The following is a 17,769-nucleotide window of genomic DNA, read 5'->3' as shown; positions in this document are numbered from 1 at the left end:
GGATCAATCCTTTGACTAAGGGGGCTTACCCCGCCCGGCGCATCCAGCGCCGCATACGCTCTAGTTCCATCAGCTTGGCCGGGGTATCCGCGCCCTTCTGGGTGCCCCGGGCCAGAGCCACCTGAAGCAATTTGGCCGTAGCGTAACAGTCGGAGACCGCGTTGTGGCGCTGGATATTTTCGATGTCGAACATTTCCAGCCAGCGGTCCAGAGTAGCCAGCACGTCCAGCCGTTCCCGGTAGAGTTCGGGCATGACCCAGGCCAGATCCAGCCAGGGGCGCCGAAAGGGCTCCCCCAAGCGGCGAGCCATAGCCCGGGCGATCATGGTTTCATCAAAGCGGGCGTGGTAGGCCACCAGGGGCGATTTGCCAATGTAATCGAGGAAATCCAGCAGGGCCGCCACCGGCTCCCGCCCCGCCCGCTGGGCCGAACCGCCGATGCCGTGGAGCAAGATATTGTCCGTATCGCTCACCTCTTCCTGACGCAGGATGACCTCGAACGCGTCATGGAAATCGATGAGCCCCCCGTTCACCGCCACGGCGCCAATGGAAATAAGCCGGTCCTTCATCATGTCCAGGCCGCTGGTTTCCACATCCACCACCACGTAACGGGTACGGAAATGGGGCAGCTTCAGATCCGCCTCCGGCTGGGCTCGCCAGGCTTCCAGCCGGGCTGCCGCCCCGGCATCCAGCAGGGGCGCGGGGCGGCCCCGGCAGCGGTCAAGCAGGCGGGACCAGAGGCTCATAACTGGTAGTCCAGCTTGAGCCGGGCCTGGAGTTTGCGGACCTGACGGAAGGATTCTTTGAGAATGCGCCGATCCAACTCATTGAGCTGTTCCGGCACAATCCGATTGTCTCCCGACGCCCCGGGCTCCGCCTCCAAGTGCTGGTGCCGCAGGCGCAGCAGCTGGATGAAGTGGAAGGAATCCACCAGTCCCCCCAGCTCTTCCCCCTGCATGCCCAGACGGGCCCCGGCCAGACGCAGGCGCTGCACCGTGTTGGTGTTGTGAATGCCGGTGGACAGGGCGTAAATCCGGGCCACATCCACGAAAAGCCGGGCGCCGTATTTTTTCAAGTCAATGGTGCCCGGGTGTTCCGGGTCCCCATCGGTGACAAAGTCCCGGATTTTGCCCAGGGGGGGAGCTACTTGCAGGGCGTTGCCCGCCATCATGCGCAGAAAGGCCGGATTGGCGCCGGTCAGGCCCATGAGCCACTGGCGCAGACGTTTGCCCAGGCTTTCCTCCCCGTAGAGCACCCGAAAATCGAAAAAAATAGTGGCAGCCAAGAGGGCGTCCGGAGCCGGGTGGCGCACCCAGTGGGAGAACTTTTCCTGCCAGCCTTCCAGGGTCAGGCACAGCTCCGGGTTGCCCGCCATGATATTGCCCTTGCACAGGGGAAAGCCGCAGCGGTCCAGATCCCCATTCACATCCCGGGCGAAATCCAGGAGGCGCAGCTGGAGCTGGTCCCGGTCCATGAGGTCGGGGCAGATGAAGATGATGCCGTTATCCTGGTCCGTGGCGAAGGTCTGCTCATCCCGGCCTTCCGAGCCGAAGGCCAGCCAGGCCCATTCAATACCGTAGAGATCGTGTTTTTCCAGGTTGAGCTGGAGTACCCGGCGGGTAATGGTGTCGTTCAAGGCGGAAATAAACTGGGTCAGCTGTTCCGCCCCCACCCCCTGGGCCAACATGTTTTCCGCCAGTTGGTGCACGTCCTGGCTAGCCTGGCTGAGGGAGGCCAGATCCGGCGCCGTTTCCACCTCCTGGCGAATCTGGCGCAGGCCCACCCGTTGCAGGGCGAACAGATCCCGCTCCGACACCACCCCCTTGAGGCGACCCAGGTCATCCACCACCAGCACGTGGCGAATGCCGTGCATGGCCATAGCCAGGGCCGCGTCATAGGCAAAGGCATTGGCCGCCAGGGCCAGGGGCCGCTTGGACATGACCTGGGCAATGGGGGCTTCCAGCCCCACCCCGGCCAGCACCACCCGGTGTAGCAGATCGCTCTGGGTGAAAATGCCCAGGGGCTTGCCCTCCCCGTCCGCCACCACCACGGACCCCAGACGTTGGCTGTCCAGGGCTTCCAGGGCTTCCCGCAAGGGCGTTTCCGGAGCGAAGGAAACGGGCTCCCGTTTTACCAGGGCGGCCAGAGGGGTGTTGAGGGACTGTTGCTCCACCGCCCGCTGGGCGAACTGGACCTGGAGCTGCTGCCGGGACTGGGTCAGGAGGCTGGCGATGTACTGGGTGCAGAACAGGTTGAACACCTGGCTCATGGCCATCACGGCGAAAAAGTCTTCCGCTTCCAATTGGTAGCAGAACACATCGTCCAGGGCCACATAGGTGTTGGTGGAAGGGCGCTGGGCAGTCACGGCGCCGATGGGGAAGCATTCCCCCGGCCCCAAAATCAGGGAGGAATATTCGGTGACATTCACCTCCCCCACCTGGCGGGCCACCACCTTGCCCCGCTGGATAATGAAAAAGGTCCGGGGAGAGCCCATTTCCGGGGTCAGGATGGGGGCGTCCTTGGGGAAATAGGCCAGCTTTAGGCGCTCCGCCAGATAGCGCAGGGGCTCCGCCTCCATGCGGTCAAAGGGGGAATGGCGACGCAGGAAATCCAGGGTCGCGGATACCAATAATTGGGTCGCGTTGGCGGACATGGGCGCTACTCCCGGCAATCAACCTTGTTTTTGGGCGCCTAGGGCAAAGAAAGGGGCCGACGCGGACGCCGCGCCGGCCCTTCAGAACGGCCGGCGGATTATGCCGTGCCGCCTACAGAGTGTCGAACAGGGCGATGTTCTGTCCCCATTCCGGGTGTCTCCTCCTCCTTACTCCTCTGTAACCTGCCTGCCCTTGCGGGCTTGTTATGGAACCGGCACCGCCCCTGCTCGAGCGGTGCCGCCGGGGAACGGCGGCGCGAAAAGCCCCCCTGGCGAGCGCCCCCGTTCCCCCGCCGGACTAACCGGCAATCTGCTTCAATTGGTCCAGAATGGCCGGGTTTTCCAGGGTGGACACGTCCTGGGTGATTTCCTCGCCCTTGGCCAGGGCCCGCAGCAGACGGCGCATGATCTTGCCGGAGCGGGTCTTGGGCAGGTTTTCCCCAAAGCGGATGTCCTTGGGCTTGGCGATGGGTCCGATTTCCCGGCCCACCCAGTCCTGGAGCTCCTTGGTCACCCTCTTGGCATCGTCCCCGTAGGGGCGGGGTCCCTTGAGCACCACGAAGGCGCAGATGGCTTCCCCGGTCAGGTCGTCGGGACGGCCCACCACGGCGGCTTCCGCCACCAGGGGATTGGCCACCAGGGCCGATTCGATTTCCATGGTGCCCATGCGGTGGCCGGAGACGTTCAGCACGTCGTCGATACGGCCCATGATGGTGAAGTAGCCGGTCTTGGCATCCCGCACCGCCCCGTCCCCGGCCAGGTACAGCCGGCCCCCCAGGTCTTCCGGGTAATAGGACTTCTTGAACCGCTCCGGATCGCCCCAGACGGTGCGGATCATGGAAGGCCAGGGCTTTTTCACCACCAGGAAGCCTCCCTTGCCCCACTCCACGTCGGCCCCGGTTTCATCCACGATGGCGGCCTGAATGCCGGGAAACGGCAGGGTGCAGGAACCGGGCACCAGGGGCGTTACCCCGGGCAGAGGAGTGATCATGTGGCCGCCGGTTTCAGTCTGCCAGAAGGTGTCCAGAATCGGGCAGCGGCTGCCCCCCACGTTTTCGTAGTACCACATCCAGGCTTCCGGATTGATGGGTTCCCCCACGGAGCCCAGCAGGCGCAGGGAGCTCAGATCGAAGTTCTTGGGATGAACCGCCCCATTGGAATCCGCCGCCTTGATCAGGGAACGGATGGCCGTGGGCGCGGTGTAGAAAATGGAGACCCGGTGATCCTGGATCATTTTCCAGAAGCGGCTGGCGTCCGGGTAGGTGGGGATGCCTTCAAAAACGATTTCCGTGCCGCCGCAGGCCAGAGGGCCGTAGGTGATATAGGTGTGGCCGGTCACCCAGCCGATGTCGGCGGTGCACCAGAACACATCTTCCGGCTTCAGGTCGAAGGTCCATTTCATGGTCAGCACGGCGTGGAGCAGGTAGCCACCGGAGGAATGCTGGACCCCCTTGGGCTTGCCCGTGGAACCGGAGGTGTAGAGCAGGAACAGGGGATGTTCCGCTTCCACCCATTCGGGTTCGCAGACGTCGGACTGGCCCGCTTCCAGCTCATGCCACCACTGATCCCGTCCCGCCACCATGTGGCAGGCGCCGCCGGTACGCTTGGCGACGATCACGGTCTTCACCGCGCCCCGATCCCCCACCATGGTCAGGGCATCATCCACCGCCGGTTTGAGGGGAATATTCTTGCCGCCCCGGGTCTGTTCGTCGGCGGTGATGATGGCCACGGCCCCCGCATCCAGCACCCGTTCTTCCAGGGACTTGGCGGAGAAGCCGCCGAACACCACGGAGTGAATGGCGCCGATCCGGGCGCAGGCCTGCATGGCCACCACCCCTTCGATGGACATGGGCAGATAGATCAGGACCCGGTCACCCTTCTTGATGCCCTGGGCACGGAGCACATTGGCGAAGCGGCTGACCCGGGCGAGCAGTTCCTTGTAGGTCACCTTGGTGACCGCGCCCCCGTCGGCTTCGAAAATGATCGCCACCTTGTCCCCCAGACCGGCTTCCACATTCTTGTCCAGGCAGTTGTAGGAGACGTTCAGCTTGCCGTCGGCAAACCACTTGTAGAAAGGGGCATCCGTTTCGTCCAGCACGGAGGTGAAAGGCTTATTCCAGACCACATGTTCCCGGGCCAGACGGCCCCAGTAACCGGTGTAATCGGTTTCCGCTTCCTTGCACAGGGCTTCATAAGCGGCCATGCCAGAAACGGCGGCCTGCTTGACCATGGCTTCGGAGGGCGGGAACACGCGATTTTCGTGAAGAACCGATTCGATCTGGGACATAGGTATCTCCTCTGCTTTATGTTTGTTACCGACCCGAAGGTCGGGACTTGGGCAGGGCGCCCGGTCATCGCTCCTGCGGGCCCGGAAAGCTGCCACCGCCTGGAATCCGGCCCCCCGTTTAAAACAGGACGGGCTTGGGACGGGGTGAATTAGACGCGGCGCGCCTTACATTCCCCTTACATGGCTGCGCTGCGCCGCACCATGAAAAGCCGGGGGAATCAGGCATCTAGCCATGCTAGAATCCTGGCCCGGCCACAAGAATTCCCCAACTCTTGCAGCGCACAAAAACCATGAAAAAAATTCCCCAACGCATGGAAGCCTTTATTTTCTGGAGCCGCTGGTTCCAGGCTCCCCTCTACCTGGGTCTGATCGTCGCCCAAGGGGTGTATGTCTATCAGTTCATGGTGGAACTGGCCCATCTGGTGGGCCAGGCGGGCGCGCTGACCGATACGGAGATCATGCTCATCGTCCTGGGCCTGATCGACGTGGTGATGATTGCCAACCTGCTCATCATGGTCATCATCGGCGGCTATGAAACCTTCGTTTCCCGGCTTGAACTGGAAAACCATCCGGATCAGCCCGAATGGCTTTCCCACGTCAATGCAGGGGTACTCAAGGTCAAGCTGGCCACCGCCCTGATCGGTATTTCCTCCATCCATCTCCTGAAAAGCTTCATCAACGCCGCCCAGCTGGACGACCGGGTGATGGGGTGGCAGATCGGCATTCACCTCACCTTCGTCATTTCCGCTTTCATGCTGGCGCTGACCGACAAGGTCATGGGCCAGACCCTCAACCTCCAACCCAAGCACTGAGGACTCATCCATGAGCACCATTCGCCAGGAAGACCTGATCGCCTCCATTGCGGACGCCTTCCAGTACATCAGCTGTTATCACCCTCTGGACTACATCAAGGCCCTGGGCGAAGCCTATGAGCGGGAAGAATCCCCCGCCGCCAAGGACGCCATCGCCCAAATCCTGACCAATTCCCGCATGGCCGCCGAAGGCCACCGTCCTATCTGTCAGGACACGGGGATCGGCCTGGTTTTCCTCAAGGTGGGCATGAACGTCCAGTGGGGCGATGCCACCATGAGCGTCCAGGAAATGGTCAATGAAGGGGTGCGTCGCGCCTACACCAACCAGGAAAATCCCCTGCGGGCTTCCGTGCTGGCCGATCCGGCCGGCGCCCGGAAAAACACCAAGGACAACACCCCGGCGGTAGTGCACTACGAAATTGTCCCCGGGGACGGCATTGAAGTGATCTGCGCCGCCAAGGGCGGCGGCTCCGAAGCCAAGTCCAAGTTCGCCATGCTCAACCCCTCCGACGATCTGGTGGAGTGGATTCTCAAGACCGTGCCCACCATGGGCGCCGGCTGGTGTCCCCCGGGGATTATCGGCGTAGGCATCGGCGGCACGCCGGAAAAGGCCATGCTCCTGGCCAAGGAATCCATCATGGCCCCGGTGAATATCCACGAACTCAAGGCCCGGGGCGCCCAGAACCGGGCGGAAGAGCTGCGTCTAGAGCTCTACGAAAAAATCAACGCCCTGGGCATTGGCGCCCAAGGCCTGGGCGGCCTCACCACCGTGCTGGACGTGAAAGTGCTGGATTACCCCTGCCACGCCGCCAATCTACCCGTGGCCCTGGTGCCCAACTGTGCCGCCACCCGGCACATCCACTTCCACCTGGACGGCACCGGCCCGGCCAAGCTGGCCGCGCCCAAGCTGGAAGATTGGCCTGCCGTCACCTGGACGGCGGACACCAAGGCCGCCACCCGGGTGGACCTGAACACCCTGACCAAGGAACAGGTGGCCGCCTGGAAACCGGGCCAAAAGCTGCTCCTCAACGGCAAAATGCTCACCGGTCGGGACGCCGCCCACAAGCGCATCGCCGACATGCTGGCCAAGGGGGAAAAGCTGCCCGTGGATTTCACCAACCGGGTCATCTACTACGTGGGTCCGGTGGACCCGGTGGGTCAGGAAGTGGTGGGCCCCGCCGGCCCCACCACCGCCACCCGTATGGACAAATTCACCCGCATGATGCTGGAACAGACCGGCCTCATTTCCATGGTAGGCAAGGCAGAACGGGGTCCGGTGGCCATCCAGGCGATCAAGGACAACAAGGCTGCCTACCTCATGGCCGTGGGGGGCGCCGCCTATCTGGTGTCCAAAGCCATCAAGTCCGCCAAGGTGCTGGCCTTTGCCGATCTGGGCATGGAAGCCATCTATGAATTCGAGGTCCAGGACATGCCCGTCACCGTTGCCGTGGATTCCACCGGCAATGCGGTGCATAAGTCCGGTCCCCACGAATGGCTGGTGAAAATCGGCAAGCTGCCGGTGGATCTGCTCACCGCAGGCCACCACTAGGCTAACTCCGAGCATAGCCACCACGGGGCGCCACGGCGCCCCGTTTTTTATGGACCACCGGCGGCGCCTGGCCGTTGCAACGGGCGAAACTTAGCCCGTCATCGTCCCACCTTCGTGGGGGCTCTTTTCCGCCCCCACTCCAACCCCACCACTACAGCCCCACCCCCCCCCAATTTCAGCCACCTTTGCGGCCCCTTTTCCTCGCTTTCTCCGCACCTTTTGCCCCGCGTTTTCCAGCGTCTTTCCCCGCTTTTTCAGTCCCTACTTCCCCCGATTCGGCACCACCCCACTCCTTGCCCCAGGCATATTTCCCCGCTTGTAAGCCCCGCTCCGGCTGGGCTATGCTGCTCCCTTTCCGGCCCATCCCGGGCTCCTCCTCTAATCCAGAAGAGGCGGAGCCCGACGCCGCCTTTCCATTTTGCCGTCCCGCCGCCCGCTGGTGGGGGAGGCCACCAACGGACCCTTTTCTCCCATGTGGCGCCGTCTCCGTATTGCCGTCCTGCTCTTCATCCTGGCCAGCGTGGCCCTCTCCGCCTGGCAACAGAAACGCCACGCCACGGCCTGGAACAGTACCTTGCAGGTGGCGGTCATTCCCATTGCCGGGGACGACAGCCCGGTGACCCGCCACTACCTGGCCCGGCTGACCCGGGAGGATTTCCAGCCCATGGCGGACTACCTGAATGAGGAAGCCCAGCGCTACGGCATCCCGGAACTGCTGCCCGTGGCCTTAAGCCTGGCTCCGGAAGTCCGGGAACTGCCGCCGGCCCAACCCCGGGAAGGTAGCGTCCTGAACGCCATTAGCTGGAGCCTCCAGCTGCGCTACTGGGCCTGGCGCCACACCCCGGCCCTCAGCCCCAAGCCCCGCATCCGCCTTTACCTGATTTATCACGACCCGGCCCTGAATCCAGCCGTGCCCCATTCCGCCGGGCTGGAAAAGGGTCTGCTGGGGGTGGTGCACCTTTTCGCCAGCGACCGGCAGAAAGGGGAAAACCAGGTGGTGGCCACCCATGAACTGCTCCACACCCTGGGGGCCACGGACAAATACGAGCCGGGCAACAACCAGCCCCGCTTTCCGGAGGGCTACGCAGATCCCCAACAACAGCCCCTCCTGCCCCAGTACCGGGCAGAGCTCATGGCCGGGCGCATTCCCCTAAGTGCCAACCGGGCGGAAATCCCCCCCTCCCTGGCCCGGACCCTGATCGGCCCCGCCACAGCCAGGGAAATCGGCTGGCGTTAAACCGCCTCCGGCCACGGGCAGGCCGGAGCGACCCTGCCCGTGGCCGATGCCTGTCCGCCTGTCCGCCTGTCCGCCTGTCCGCCTGTCCGCCTGTCCGCCTGTCCGCCTGTCCGCCTGTCCGAATGCCCGAATACCCGGATACCCCATTTCCCCTCTTGGCCCCGCTGATCTCAATAATCCAGCCCATCCCCCAGCCACCGCGCCCCCCGGTCCCAGCCCGTTTCTTCTCCCCTCCCCCAGCCGCCCCCGGTCTGGCGGAACGTCGTATACTGCGCGCCCATGATCGGTATCTTTGATAGCGGCCTGGGAGGCCTTTCCGTATTGGCAGCCATCGCCCGAGCCCTGCCCGGCGCGGACCTGACCTTTCTGGCGGATACGGCCAACATGCCCTACGGCCCCCGCAGCAACGCCTTTATCCGGGGCCGGGTGCTGGCCATCGGCCACCATCTGGCGGACTTGGGTTGCGGCATGATCGTGGTGGCCTGCAACACGGCCACCGCCGCCGCCGTCCAGGCCCTGCGGGCTGAACTGCCCAAACTGCCCGTGGTAGGGGTGGAGCCCGGAGTCAAACCCGCCGCCAAGACCAGTCCCCGCAAACACATCGCCGTCCTGGCCACCGAATCCACTTCCCGCAGCGACCGGCTGGCCCGGCTCATCCGCACCCATTGCGAAGGGGTCCAGGTGGACATCGCCCCCTGCCCCAACTGGGCCACCCGGGTGGAAGCCCTGAATTTCACCGAGCCCGCCTTCGTCGCCTCGGTCAAGGATACGGTGGAACCCTTGCTGGCCGCCGGGGCGGACCGGCTGGTGCTGGGCTGCACCCACTATGGCTTTCTCGCCCCCGTGCTCAATCCCCTGGTGGCAGGTCGGGCCGAGTTGGTGGATGTGGCGGAAGCGGTGGCCCGCCAGGCCGTACGCCGGGCGGGGAGCGCCGCCCAGGGCCGGGGACGGCTGGTCCTGGAAGCCACGGCCCGGCCGGAAGCCCTGCCCCGGGCCCTGAACGGCCTGGGTCTGGGCTGGCTGGCGGAACGGAGCCACGAACCCCCCCGGCTGGTAGGGGTTTAGCCACTCCCGGCTTCAGGGGAAGCGCCTCCTTTCCAGCGCCATTTTTCCCACTTCCTCTGCCCTGCTCCACTTTCAGTGGCTCTTCATTCCACCCCCTTAGCACCGCGCAAAACCAGAAGGCCGGGCGCCTGCCCTGATCTCTTGAGGGGGAAGCCCGCCCTCTGAAAGCCCACGCCCTTGCAAAGCCGCCAGGAAGCCCAGCTCAAGGCATCTGCTCCCTGGCGCCCCTGCCCCCAGGCCGATTCAAGGCGGGCGGGACATTCCAACCTGGGCAGACTCCGGCCCCGGTGGCGCGATGCTTCCGCCTCCCGCCCTTTTCCCCGCCGCCCCGGCATTTGCCCCCGCCCCCGGTTGGCCCTAAGATTCCCCCGTCATTCACCGCCCCAGCCCCTGGCCCGGGCCTTCCCCCAGGGAAATCCATGTCCGCCCCCCTACGCCCCCATGCCGCCGCCCCCCTGCTGCTTGCCGCCCTGCTGACCCTGGCCGGTTGTGCCGCCACGCCCCCGGAAGAAGACACTTCCCCGGCCAAGCCCCGCAAGGCGCCGCCCCACACCACCCACATTTTCCAATGCACGCCCCTGCCCGCCGTGGCCGGCAACTGTCAGGTGATTCCCGGTAGCTCCGGAGCCCTGGCCCTGCTGGGGCAGGTACTGGCGCCGGACGGGGTTTATCGGGGCGGCGGCGTCCTCATCGGCACGGATGGCAAAATTGCCGCCGTGGGCTGCGATGTGGCGGACCAGGCCCTGACCCAGGGCGCTACCCAGATCATTTGCCCGACCGGGGTCATTTCCCCCGGGCTCATCAACGCCCACGACCACATTACCTACGACTGGAATCCCCCCTCCCAATGGGGTCAGGAACGCTACGAGCGACGCAACCAGTGGCGTAAGGGTTCCCCTGAACACAAGCCCATCAGCCCCACCCCCATGGCCGCCAAGAGCAGCGAGCAATGGGCCTGGGCGGAGGTGCGTCAGGTACTCTCCGGCACCACGTCAATAGCCGGGTCGGGGGGCAACCCAGGCTTTCTGCGCAATCTGGACAAGGCCGACCTGATGGAGGGCCTAAGCGCCGATATCGCCAACTACAGCACCTTCCCCCTGGGGGATGCCCAGGACGTAACACCCCACGTGGGAGATTGCGCCTATCCCAGAATCGACGATCCGGACACGGCCCTGTCCCACCAAAGCTATCTGCCCCATGTGGGGGAAGGCATTGACGCCGCCGCCCACAACGAAATCCGCTGTCTGGACCAACAGGGCCTGATTACCGCCAAGGGCGCCTATATCCACACCGTGGCCGCCGACGGGGCAGACGGGGACCGGCTCGCCCAGCGCCACGCCGCCGTGGTCTGGTCCCCCCGCTCCAATCTTTCCCTCTACGGCAACACCGCCCCGGTCACCCGTTACAGCCGCCAGGGCGTGACCGTGGCCCTGGCCACGGACTGGACCCCCTCCGGCTCCATGAACCTGCTGCGGGAACTGAAATGCGCCGACCGCTATAACCGCAACAACCTGAGCCGCTTCTACGCTGACGACCAGCTCTGGCGCATGGTCACCGCCAACCCGGCGGACGCCCTCCATCTGGGGGACCAGATCGGTCGCCTGAAGCCGGGCCTGCAAGGGGATGTGGCCGTCTACCTGGCCAAGGACGGAGCCGCCGATCCCTACCGCACGGTCATCGACGCCAATGTGGAAGACGTGGCCCTGGTGCTACGGGGCGGCCAGCCCCTCTACGGGGACAGCCCTCTGTTCGCCCAGGTACCGGGCTGGAACACGGGCTGCGAAGCCCTGCCCGGGGGAGTGAACGGGGCAGACAAAAGTCTTTGCGTGGCGCGGGAACTGAAGGAAAGCTTCGCTGCCCTCCAGGCCCATAATCCCCACTCCTACCCCCTCTTCTTCCCCGGGGTACCGGACGGAGAACCCAGCTGCATCCCCTTCCGCCCCGCCGTGGAAGGCAAGGAAAGCGGCTACGGCGGCCTGCCCAGCCCCACGGACCGGGACGGGGACGGGGTCCCGGACGACCAGGACAACTGCCCCGCCCTCTTCAACCCCATCCGGCCCATGGATAACGGCGTCCAGGCGGACTGCAACCACAACGGCATCGGCGACGCCTGCGACCCTACCCCCTGCCCCTGATCCCTCCCCGGGGATGGCAGACCCTTTTTTTCCCCGTCTGCCCACCCCCAGCAAACACGGGCCTTCCCAGCCCCCCGGAAAAAAAGGGTCCAACCAGGGGAAATAGGGGAAAGGCCTTTATAATCGGGACACTGGAGGGAAAACCCTCTAGTTCACTGCCGTGTAGGCAGCTCAGAAAAACAGCGGGGACGATCTTGTCACCCCAAACCAGTTCACTGCCGTGTAGGCAGCTCAGAAAATTTGGCCCATTTCCTTTAATGCCGTTTGAATGTTCACTGCCGTGTAGGCAGCTCAGAAATTTCACAATCTTGGCCGCCGCCTCGGCTTGCAGTTCACTGCCGTGTAGGCAGCTCAGAAAACAGGATCATCGTGAGCCTGTCGATCACCCACGTTCACTGCCGTGTAGGCAGCTCAGAAATTGTCGGCTCCGGCGCTTCGTGTTCGTTCCGGGTTCACTGCCGTGTAGGCAGCTCAGAAAAAAAGGTTGTTAAATCATCCGAAAGCCACATAGTTCACTGCCGTGTAGGCAGCTCAGAAAATGCTGGTAGTGATGTCGGGTTAGAGCCCATTGTTCACTGCCGTGTAGGCAGCTCAGAAACCGACGAAGTGGAAACGGTCCATGGGCCTGACGTTCACTGCCGTGTAGGCAGCTCAGAAATTTTTGGGGTGCGCGGGGGGGCTTGGCGTCGAGTTCACTGCCGTGTAGGCAGCTCAGAAATGCCTGAAGACCGGTGGGACATCCACCTCGACGTTCACTGCCGTGTAGGCAGCTCAGAAATTGGAGGCCCGCTTGATCCGCCTCACCGCCAAGTTCACTGCCGTGTAGGCAGCTCAGAAATGGCGCTCGGCGACGGTGTAGTCGTTAGCCGAGTTCACTGCCGTGCAGGCAGCCTCCTAGCGTCTGGCCAGATACCAGAGGCGGCCCAGCCATTCGTGGAGGGCCAGGCGGGAGTATTCCAGGCCCCGGGGCTGGGGCAGGAAATCCAGGGGGGTATGGGGATGGGGGGTGAAGCCGGTGGGCGCCGGAATGGCCTTGAGGCCGGCCCGTTCAAAGGCGGCCTGGGCCCGGGGCAGGTGCCAGCCGTGGCTCACCAGCAGCACCGTGCCGATATGGTCCCGGGCCAGGAGAACCGCCGCGTTGTTGGCGTTTTCCCGGGTGCTCCGGGCTCCGTCTTCTTCCCAGCGCACCCAGGCGCCGAAATCGTCTTCCAGGGCCCGGTTCATGAGGCGCCCTTCCGCTTCCTTGCCCCCGTCGGGCCGTCCGCCGGTGACCAGGATGGGCAGGCCGGTCTGGCGCTGAAGCCAGGCGGCGTAGCGGAGCCGTTGCAGGGTTTCCCGGGAGACGGTTTCGCCGCCGTATTCGGGGGCCACCAAATCCCGACCGCCCCCCAGCACCACGATGGCGCCGGCTTTCCATTGGGCCTGGGCCAGTTCCGCTGGCATCAGGGGCGCGGGTTCCAGGGCGATGAGCAGGCCTTCCCCCACCACGGGCAGGGAGAGGAAAAGGAGCATGGCGCCGCCCACCAGGGCGGCCAGCCGGGCAACTTCGGGCCAGGCCCGGCGCAGCACCCAGGCTACGAGGAATAACAGGAGACTGTTGCCCGGTGGCAGGAGACACCAGGCCAGGGCATTGGTAAACAACCAGGCAAACGACATGGAGAAATTCAGTCAGGCGAAATAGGGGCGCGATTGAGAGCCCGCCGGGGCCGGAAAGGCGGCCGGAGAAGCCCGCCCAGCGGGACTGGGGAGGCCGGGGGCGCCCAAGGATACCCCAGGCGACCGGGAAATGCTCAGAAAACAGGCAGAAAAAAGCCCGCCGCGAAGGGCGGCGGGCCGATACGGGGAAAGCCGCCCGGAGGCGGCCCCAGGCTTTTAGTGGGCCAGGGCGGCGCGAATTTGCTCCAGGGCGCCCGGATCTTCGATGGTGGTCAGATCCCCCGGGTCCCGGCCTTCCGCCAGGGCCTGGATGGAACGGCGCAGCAGCTTGCCGGAGCGGGTTTTGGGCAGGTTGGCGATGAAGTAGACCCGACCCGGGCGGGCGATGGCCCCCAGGTTTTCGTCCACCTTTTTCATCACTTCCTTTTCCAGGGCCGCCACCAGTTCGGGGGTGGCGATCCGGGCCGGATCTTTGACCACGGCAAAGGCCACGGGCAGCTGGCCCTTGAGCTGGTCATTGACCCCCACCACGGCCACTTCCGCCACGGCGGGATGGCCCTGGACCGCTTCTTCAATTTCCCGGGTGCCCAGGCGGTGGCCCGCCACATTGATCACGTCGTCGGTCCGGCCCAGGATGAAGTGGTAGCCTTCCTCGTCCTTGATGCCCCAGTCGAAGGAGGAATAGACCAGGGGGTCTTTGAAGAGGCTGAAGTAGGTGTTGATGAAGCGCTCGTCGTCCCCCCACACGGTGGACAGGCAGCCCGGGGGCAGGGGCGGCACCACGCCCACAATGCCCTTTTCGTTGGCGTCGCACTCAGAACCGTCTTCCCGGAAAATGCGCACGTCGTAGCCGTACACCGGGAAGGCCGGGGTGCCGAACTTGATTTTGGTGTCTTCCACGCCCCGCACGGTGGAGAGCATGGGCCAACCGGTTTCGGTCTGCCAGTAATTGTCGATCACCGGCTTATTCAGTTCCCCCATGATCCATTCATGGGTGGGCTGATCCAGGGGCTCCCCGGCCAGGAACAGGTGCTTCAGGCTGGAAAGGTCGTACTTGTGGAGGTAGTCGGGGGAATGCTTTTTCAGCACCCGAGCGGCGGTAGGGGCGGAGAACATGACGTTCACCCGGTACTTTTCCACAATCTGCCACCAGATGCCCGGGTCGGGCCGCAGGGGGGTGCCCTCGTACATGATGGTGCACATGCCACCGATCAGGGGACCGTAGATGATGTAGGAGTGGCCCACCACCCAGCCGATGTCGGAGGTGGAGAAAAAGGTTTCCCCCGGGGCACCGCAGTAGATGTGCTTGATGGAGGAGGCCAGGGCCACGGCGTAGCCACCGGTATCCCGCTGTACCCCCTTGGGCTTACCCGTGGTGCCGGAGGTGTAGAGAATATAGGAGGGATGGGAGGATTCCACCCAGGTAACGGGCACCTGGGCATCCATGAACTGGGCCCGCAGGGTGGCGTAATCCAGATCCCGGCCGGGCACCTTGTTAAAGTCCGGGTCCAGGCCCCGGTCCACCATCAGCACCTTGGCCGGCTTGTTCTGGGCCAGTTCAATGGCCTCATCCAGCAGGTGCTTGTAGGGCACGGCCCGACCGCCCCGCATCCCGGCGTCGGCGGAAACCACCAGCACGGGCTTGGCATCGTCGATCCGGGTAGCCAGGGAGCCGGAGGCAAAGCCACCGAACACCACGGAGTGGATGGCCCCGATCCGGGCGCAGGCCAACATGGCAAAGCAGGCCTCGGCGATCATGGGCATGTAGATCAGGACCCGGTCTCCCTGCTTCACCCCCAAGCTCTGGTAGATGGCGGCCATGCGCTCCACCTCCCGTTGCAGTTCGGCGAAGCTGTAAATCTTTTCCTCGTTGGTTTCCGTGGAAATGTAGATCAGGGCCCGGTCATTGGGGCGCTGAGCGGCGTGGCGATCCACCGCGTTGTAGCAAAGATTGGTTTCTCCGCCCACGAACCACTTGGCGAAAGGGGGACGGGAAAAGTCACACACTTTCTCGAAGGGCTTGTGCCAGTCCACCATTTGGGCCTGCTCGGTCCAAAAGGCGTCGGGCTGTTCAATGGAACGACGGTGAAACGCTTGATAGCTGGTCATGGCCTTCCTTTTTGTCTTCCTACACGGTTATGAGCGGACGCCGTCGGGCCTATGATTTTTTAATGTCGCCCTTCCGCTTTGTCCTCCAATCGGCGCTCCAGGTCGGTGACCGGGAAGCCCCATTGTAATTCAGTATTCAAAAATTTCAGGATAGGGAAAACCCGGCTTTCCAAGGCCCCCAGATGGGGTCGGAGCTGGGCCCCTTCCCCCGCCGCCAGCCAAGCCAGGGCTTGTTCCAGGGAGGGACAGGCAGGGGCGGAAGAGGCGCCGCCGCTGTGGCTCACCACCCGATCCCCCCCGGCCACCAGAGCCGATTCCATGCGCCACACGGCCTGGCCGAGAAAGGCCTCGGCCTCCCCTTCCGGGGTGTGCAGACTGTTGGCGATACCGATGCTCACGGAAAGGTGGAGGCGCTGGCCCTGGGCGGACACCTGGGCGGTGGCCACGGCTCGGCGCAGGCGTTCGCAAAAGGCTTCGCTGGACGCCAGGGAGGTTTCCGGACAGAGGATCAGGTAAGCCCCGGGAGCGTAATGGCCCAGGCTGTCTTCCTTACGGATATTGCCCCCCAGGATTTCCAGAAAGCGTCCCTCCAGGAGCTTGACCCAGGCTGGCCCCTGGGCCTGGCAAAGAGCTTCGTAATGATCAAAGCTCAGGGCCACCAGGCTTAGGGACTGGCCATGACGGCGGGCCAGGGACAGGGCCTGGGCCAGTTGCTCGGTGAGATAGGCCCGGGTAAATAGGCCCGTCTCCGGATTTTTCACCTGGGCCGCCCGGCTCTGGGCCAGGGCGTCCTGCACCCGGCCCAGGCGCACCAGGGATTCCAGCCGGGCCAGAAGTTCCACCGTGCCGATGCCCTTGGTGATGAAGTCCGTAGCCCCCAGGGCCTTGGCCCGCTGCCGGGATTCCTCGTCCTCGTCGCCGGAAATCATGATCACCGGCAACTGGCGCACCCGGGCCAGCTTGGACTGACGCACCCGCTCCAGCAGGCCAAAGCCGTCCAGCACGGGCATGCCCAGATCGGAAATTACCGCCCGGATGGTGGGGTCCAGCACCAGGGTCTGCCAGGCCGCCTCCCCATTCACCTCTTCCCGGTAGGCATAGCGGCCCTTCAGATGTTTGATAATGGACGCCCGCACCATGCGGGAATCATCCACGATCAGTAGCCGGGGCAGTTCCGGCGCGGCATTTTCCATGGTCGTCTCACACCTCCCCGATTTTCACCACCAGACGGCCCCGGGAGCGGGACTGGATAAAGCTATCGAATACCCCGGGCAGGTCGTCAAAGCCCACTTCCCGGGTCAATTCCAGCAGATGGCGGGGCTTCAGGTCCGTGGCCAGACGCTGCCAGACCCCATGGCGGTAAGGTTCACCGATATAGCCCGAATCCACCCCCAACAGGCTCACCCCCCGCAAAATAAAGGGCGCCACCGTGGTATTCAGGGTCATGCCTGCCGCCAAGCCAATGCTGGCAATGGTACCCCCCTGGAGCATGGTACTGGCCACCCAGGCCAGCACATTGCCCCCCAGGTTATCCACCGCCCCCGCCCACTGGCCCTTATCCAGAGCCCGGGGCTCATCCAGGGGCAGGGTGCTGCGCAGCACCACCGCCTCCGCCCCCAGGGAACGGAGATAATCCGCCTCTTCCGGCTTGCCCGTGAGGGCCGTGACCCGGTAGCCCAGGCCCGCCAGCATGTCGATGGCCAGACTGCCCACCCCACCGGTGGCGCCGGTGACCAGCACGGGCCCCTTGTCCGGCCGGAGGCCGTTTTCTTCCATACGGATAATGCCCAGGGCGGCAGTAAAACCCGCCGTGCCCAGGGCCATGGACTCATAGAGGCTTAAACCCGCCGGCAAAGGCACCACCCAATCCCCGGGCACCCGGGCGAACTGGCTGTAACCCCCATGGTGGGCCACCCCAATATCGAAGCTGGTGGCCACCACCCGGTCCCCGGGCCGATAGCGGGGATCGCCGCTTTCTTCCACCACGCCGCAGAGATCAATGCCCCCCACACAGGGAAAGCGGCGGATGATTTTGCCCTGGCCCGTGGCCGCCAGAGCATCCTTGTAATTGACACTGGAATAGGCCACCCGGATCAGCACATCTCCCGGGTCCAGCTGGGTTTCTTCCAGCTGGACAAAATGGCTGAGGGTCTTGCCTTCCACCATTTCGATAAGAAAGGCCTTGAACGGCTGTTGCATGGGTTTGTCTCCTTGTTTTTGTATGAAACCGGGGACCACGCCTGTCTGGGGATTTTGTCCCCGGCAAA

General features: G+C 64.3%; 12 protein-coding genes and 1 CRISPR repeat array. Of the genes, 5 read left to right on the top strand and 7 right to left on the bottom strand.

The genetic code is table 11. The annotated features are described in order from the left end of the window. Window positions 1-25 precede the first annotated feature (25 nt). The 3 genes from Azoinq_RS12430 to acs all read right to left on the bottom strand — a co-directional run bounded on the left by Azoinq_RS12430 (window position 26) and on the right by acs (window position 4,939). Window positions 26-745, bottom strand: coding sequence for a 3'-5' exonuclease (locus Azoinq_RS12430; protein ID WP_216128617.1), 720 nt, complete (start codon window positions 743-745; stop codon window positions 26-28). Next, window positions 742-2,652, bottom strand: a complete 1,911-nt coding sequence (locus tag Azoinq_RS12425) for a DUF294 nucleotidyltransferase-like domain-containing protein (protein ID WP_216128619.1) — start codon at window positions 2,650-2,652, stop codon at window positions 742-744. Before Azoinq_RS12425 ends, Azoinq_RS12430 begins: the two co-directional genes overlap by 4 nt. Window positions 2,653-2,950: 298 nt before the next feature. Continuing rightward, complete coding sequence (gene acs, locus Azoinq_RS12420; RefSeq protein WP_216128621.1) at window positions 2,951-4,939, bottom strand: acetate--CoA ligase; 1,989 nt, start codon at window positions 4,937-4,939, stop codon at window positions 2,951-2,953. Between the two features lie 290 nt (window positions 4,940-5,229). On the opposite strand from acs, the gene Azoinq_RS12415 reads away from it, so the two are divergent. The 5 genes from Azoinq_RS12415 to Azoinq_RS12395 all read left to right on the top strand — a co-directional run bounded on the left by Azoinq_RS12415 (window position 5,230) and on the right by Azoinq_RS12395 (window position 11,737). Beyond that, window positions 5,230-5,751: a TIGR00645 family protein gene (locus tag Azoinq_RS12415; protein ID WP_216128623.1), complete on the top strand. Its 522-nt coding sequence runs from the start codon at window positions 5,230-5,232 to the stop codon at window positions 5,749-5,751. 10 nt (window positions 5,752-5,761) lie between these two features. Further along, entirely contained in the window at window positions 5,762-7,300 is a 1,539-nt protein-coding gene (locus tag Azoinq_RS12410) for a fumarate hydratase (protein WP_216128625.1), read from the top strand. Window positions 7,301-7,772: 472 nt separating this feature from the next. Next, entirely contained in the window at window positions 7,773-8,537 is a 765-nt protein-coding gene (locus Azoinq_RS12405; RefSeq protein WP_216128627.1) for a hypothetical protein, read from the top strand. A 279-nt stretch (window positions 8,538-8,816) separates the two neighbouring features. After that, window positions 8,817-9,602, top strand: coding sequence for a glutamate racemase (gene murI, locus Azoinq_RS12400; RefSeq protein ID WP_216128628.1), 786 nt, complete (start codon window positions 8,817-8,819; stop codon window positions 9,600-9,602). Between the two features lie 419 nt (window positions 9,603-10,021). Then, window positions 10,022-11,737 (top strand): amidohydrolase family protein, encoded by a 1,716-nt coding sequence (locus Azoinq_RS12395; RefSeq protein WP_216128630.1) that lies wholly within the window; start codon window positions 10,022-10,024, stop codon window positions 11,735-11,737. A 150-nt stretch (window positions 11,738-11,887) separates the two neighbouring features. Next, a CRISPR array of direct repeats spans window positions 11,888-12,575; the repeat unit is 28 nt; unit sequence GTTCACTGCCGTGTAGGCAGCTCAGAAA. Between the two features lie 56 nt (window positions 12,576-12,631). On the opposite strand, the gene Azoinq_RS15245 is transcribed toward Azoinq_RS12395, so the two are convergent. The 4 genes from Azoinq_RS15245 to Azoinq_RS12375 form a co-directional block, all read right to left on the bottom strand. Then, complete coding sequence (locus Azoinq_RS15245) at window positions 12,632-13,393, bottom strand: YdcF family protein (RefSeq protein ID WP_408627069.1); 762 nt, start codon at window positions 13,391-13,393, stop codon at window positions 12,632-12,634. A gap of 216 nt (window positions 13,394-13,609) precedes the next feature. Further along, window positions 13,610-15,502 carry a propionate--CoA ligase gene (locus Azoinq_RS12385; RefSeq protein ID WP_216128632.1) on the bottom strand — a complete coding sequence of 631 codons (1,893 nt, stop codon included), beginning with the start codon at window positions 15,500-15,502 and terminating at the stop codon, window positions 13,610-13,612. Between the two features lie 59 nt (window positions 15,503-15,561). Continuing rightward, the gene (locus Azoinq_RS12380; RefSeq protein WP_216128634.1) at window positions 15,562-16,695 is read right to left on the bottom strand and encodes a response regulator; all 1,134 of its coding nucleotides are present in this window, start codon (window positions 16,693-16,695) and stop codon (window positions 15,562-15,564) included. A gap of 7 nt (window positions 16,696-16,702) precedes the next feature. After that, entirely contained in the window at window positions 16,703-17,701 is a 999-nt protein-coding gene (locus Azoinq_RS12375; RefSeq protein WP_216128635.1) for an oxidoreductase, read from the bottom strand. Window positions 17,702-17,769 lie beyond the last annotated feature (68 nt).

The sequence above is a fragment of the Azospira inquinata genome (genome assembly GCF_018905915.1).
Lineage (GTDB): Bacteria > Pseudomonadota > Gammaproteobacteria > Burkholderiales > Rhodocyclaceae > Azospira > Azospira inquinata.
The sequence above is the reverse complement of the archived record's forward strand: the minus strand, read 5'-3'. Positions and strand labels throughout refer to the sequence as shown.

Excerpts from the sequence above, each read along its gene's own strand:
- Azoinq_RS12430 (WP_216128617.1), bottom strand. The coding sequence starts at position 745 with ATGAGCCTCTGGTCCCGCCTGCTTGACCGCTGCCGGGGCCGCCCCGCG.
- Azoinq_RS12425 (WP_216128619.1), bottom strand. The coding sequence starts at position 2,652 with ATGTCCGCCAACGCGACCCAATTATTGGTATCCGCGACCCTGGATTTC.
- acs (WP_216128621.1), bottom strand. The coding sequence starts at position 4,939 with ATGTCCCAGATCGAATCGGTTCTTCACGAAAATCGCGTGTTCCCGCCC.
- Azoinq_RS12415 (WP_216128623.1), top strand. The coding sequence starts at position 5,230 with ATGAAAAAAATTCCCCAACGCATGGAAGCCTTTATTTTCTGGAGCCGC.
- Azoinq_RS12410 (WP_216128625.1), top strand. The coding sequence starts at position 5,762 with ATGAGCACCATTCGCCAGGAAGACCTGATCGCCTCCATTGCGGACGCC.
- Azoinq_RS12405 (WP_216128627.1), top strand. The coding sequence starts at position 7,773 with ATGTGGCGCCGTCTCCGTATTGCCGTCCTGCTCTTCATCCTGGCCAGC.
- murI (WP_216128628.1), top strand. The coding sequence starts at position 8,817 with ATGATCGGTATCTTTGATAGCGGCCTGGGAGGCCTTTCCGTATTGGCA.
- Azoinq_RS12395 (WP_216128630.1), top strand. The coding sequence starts at position 10,022 with ATGTCCGCCCCCCTACGCCCCCATGCCGCCGCCCCCCTGCTGCTTGCC.
- Azoinq_RS15245 (WP_408627069.1), bottom strand. The coding sequence starts at position 13,393 with ATGTCGTTTGCCTGGTTGTTTACCAATGCCCTGGCCTGGTGTCTCCTG.
- Azoinq_RS12385 (WP_216128632.1), bottom strand. The coding sequence starts at position 15,502 with ATGACCAGCTATCAAGCGTTTCACCGTCGTTCCATTGAACAGCCCGAC.
- Azoinq_RS12380 (WP_216128634.1), bottom strand. The coding sequence starts at position 16,695 with ATGGAAAATGCCGCGCCGGAACTGCCCCGGCTACTGATCGTGGATGAT.
- Azoinq_RS12375 (WP_216128635.1), bottom strand. The coding sequence starts at position 17,701 with ATGCAACAGCCGTTCAAGGCCTTTCTTATCGAAATGGTGGAAGGCAAG.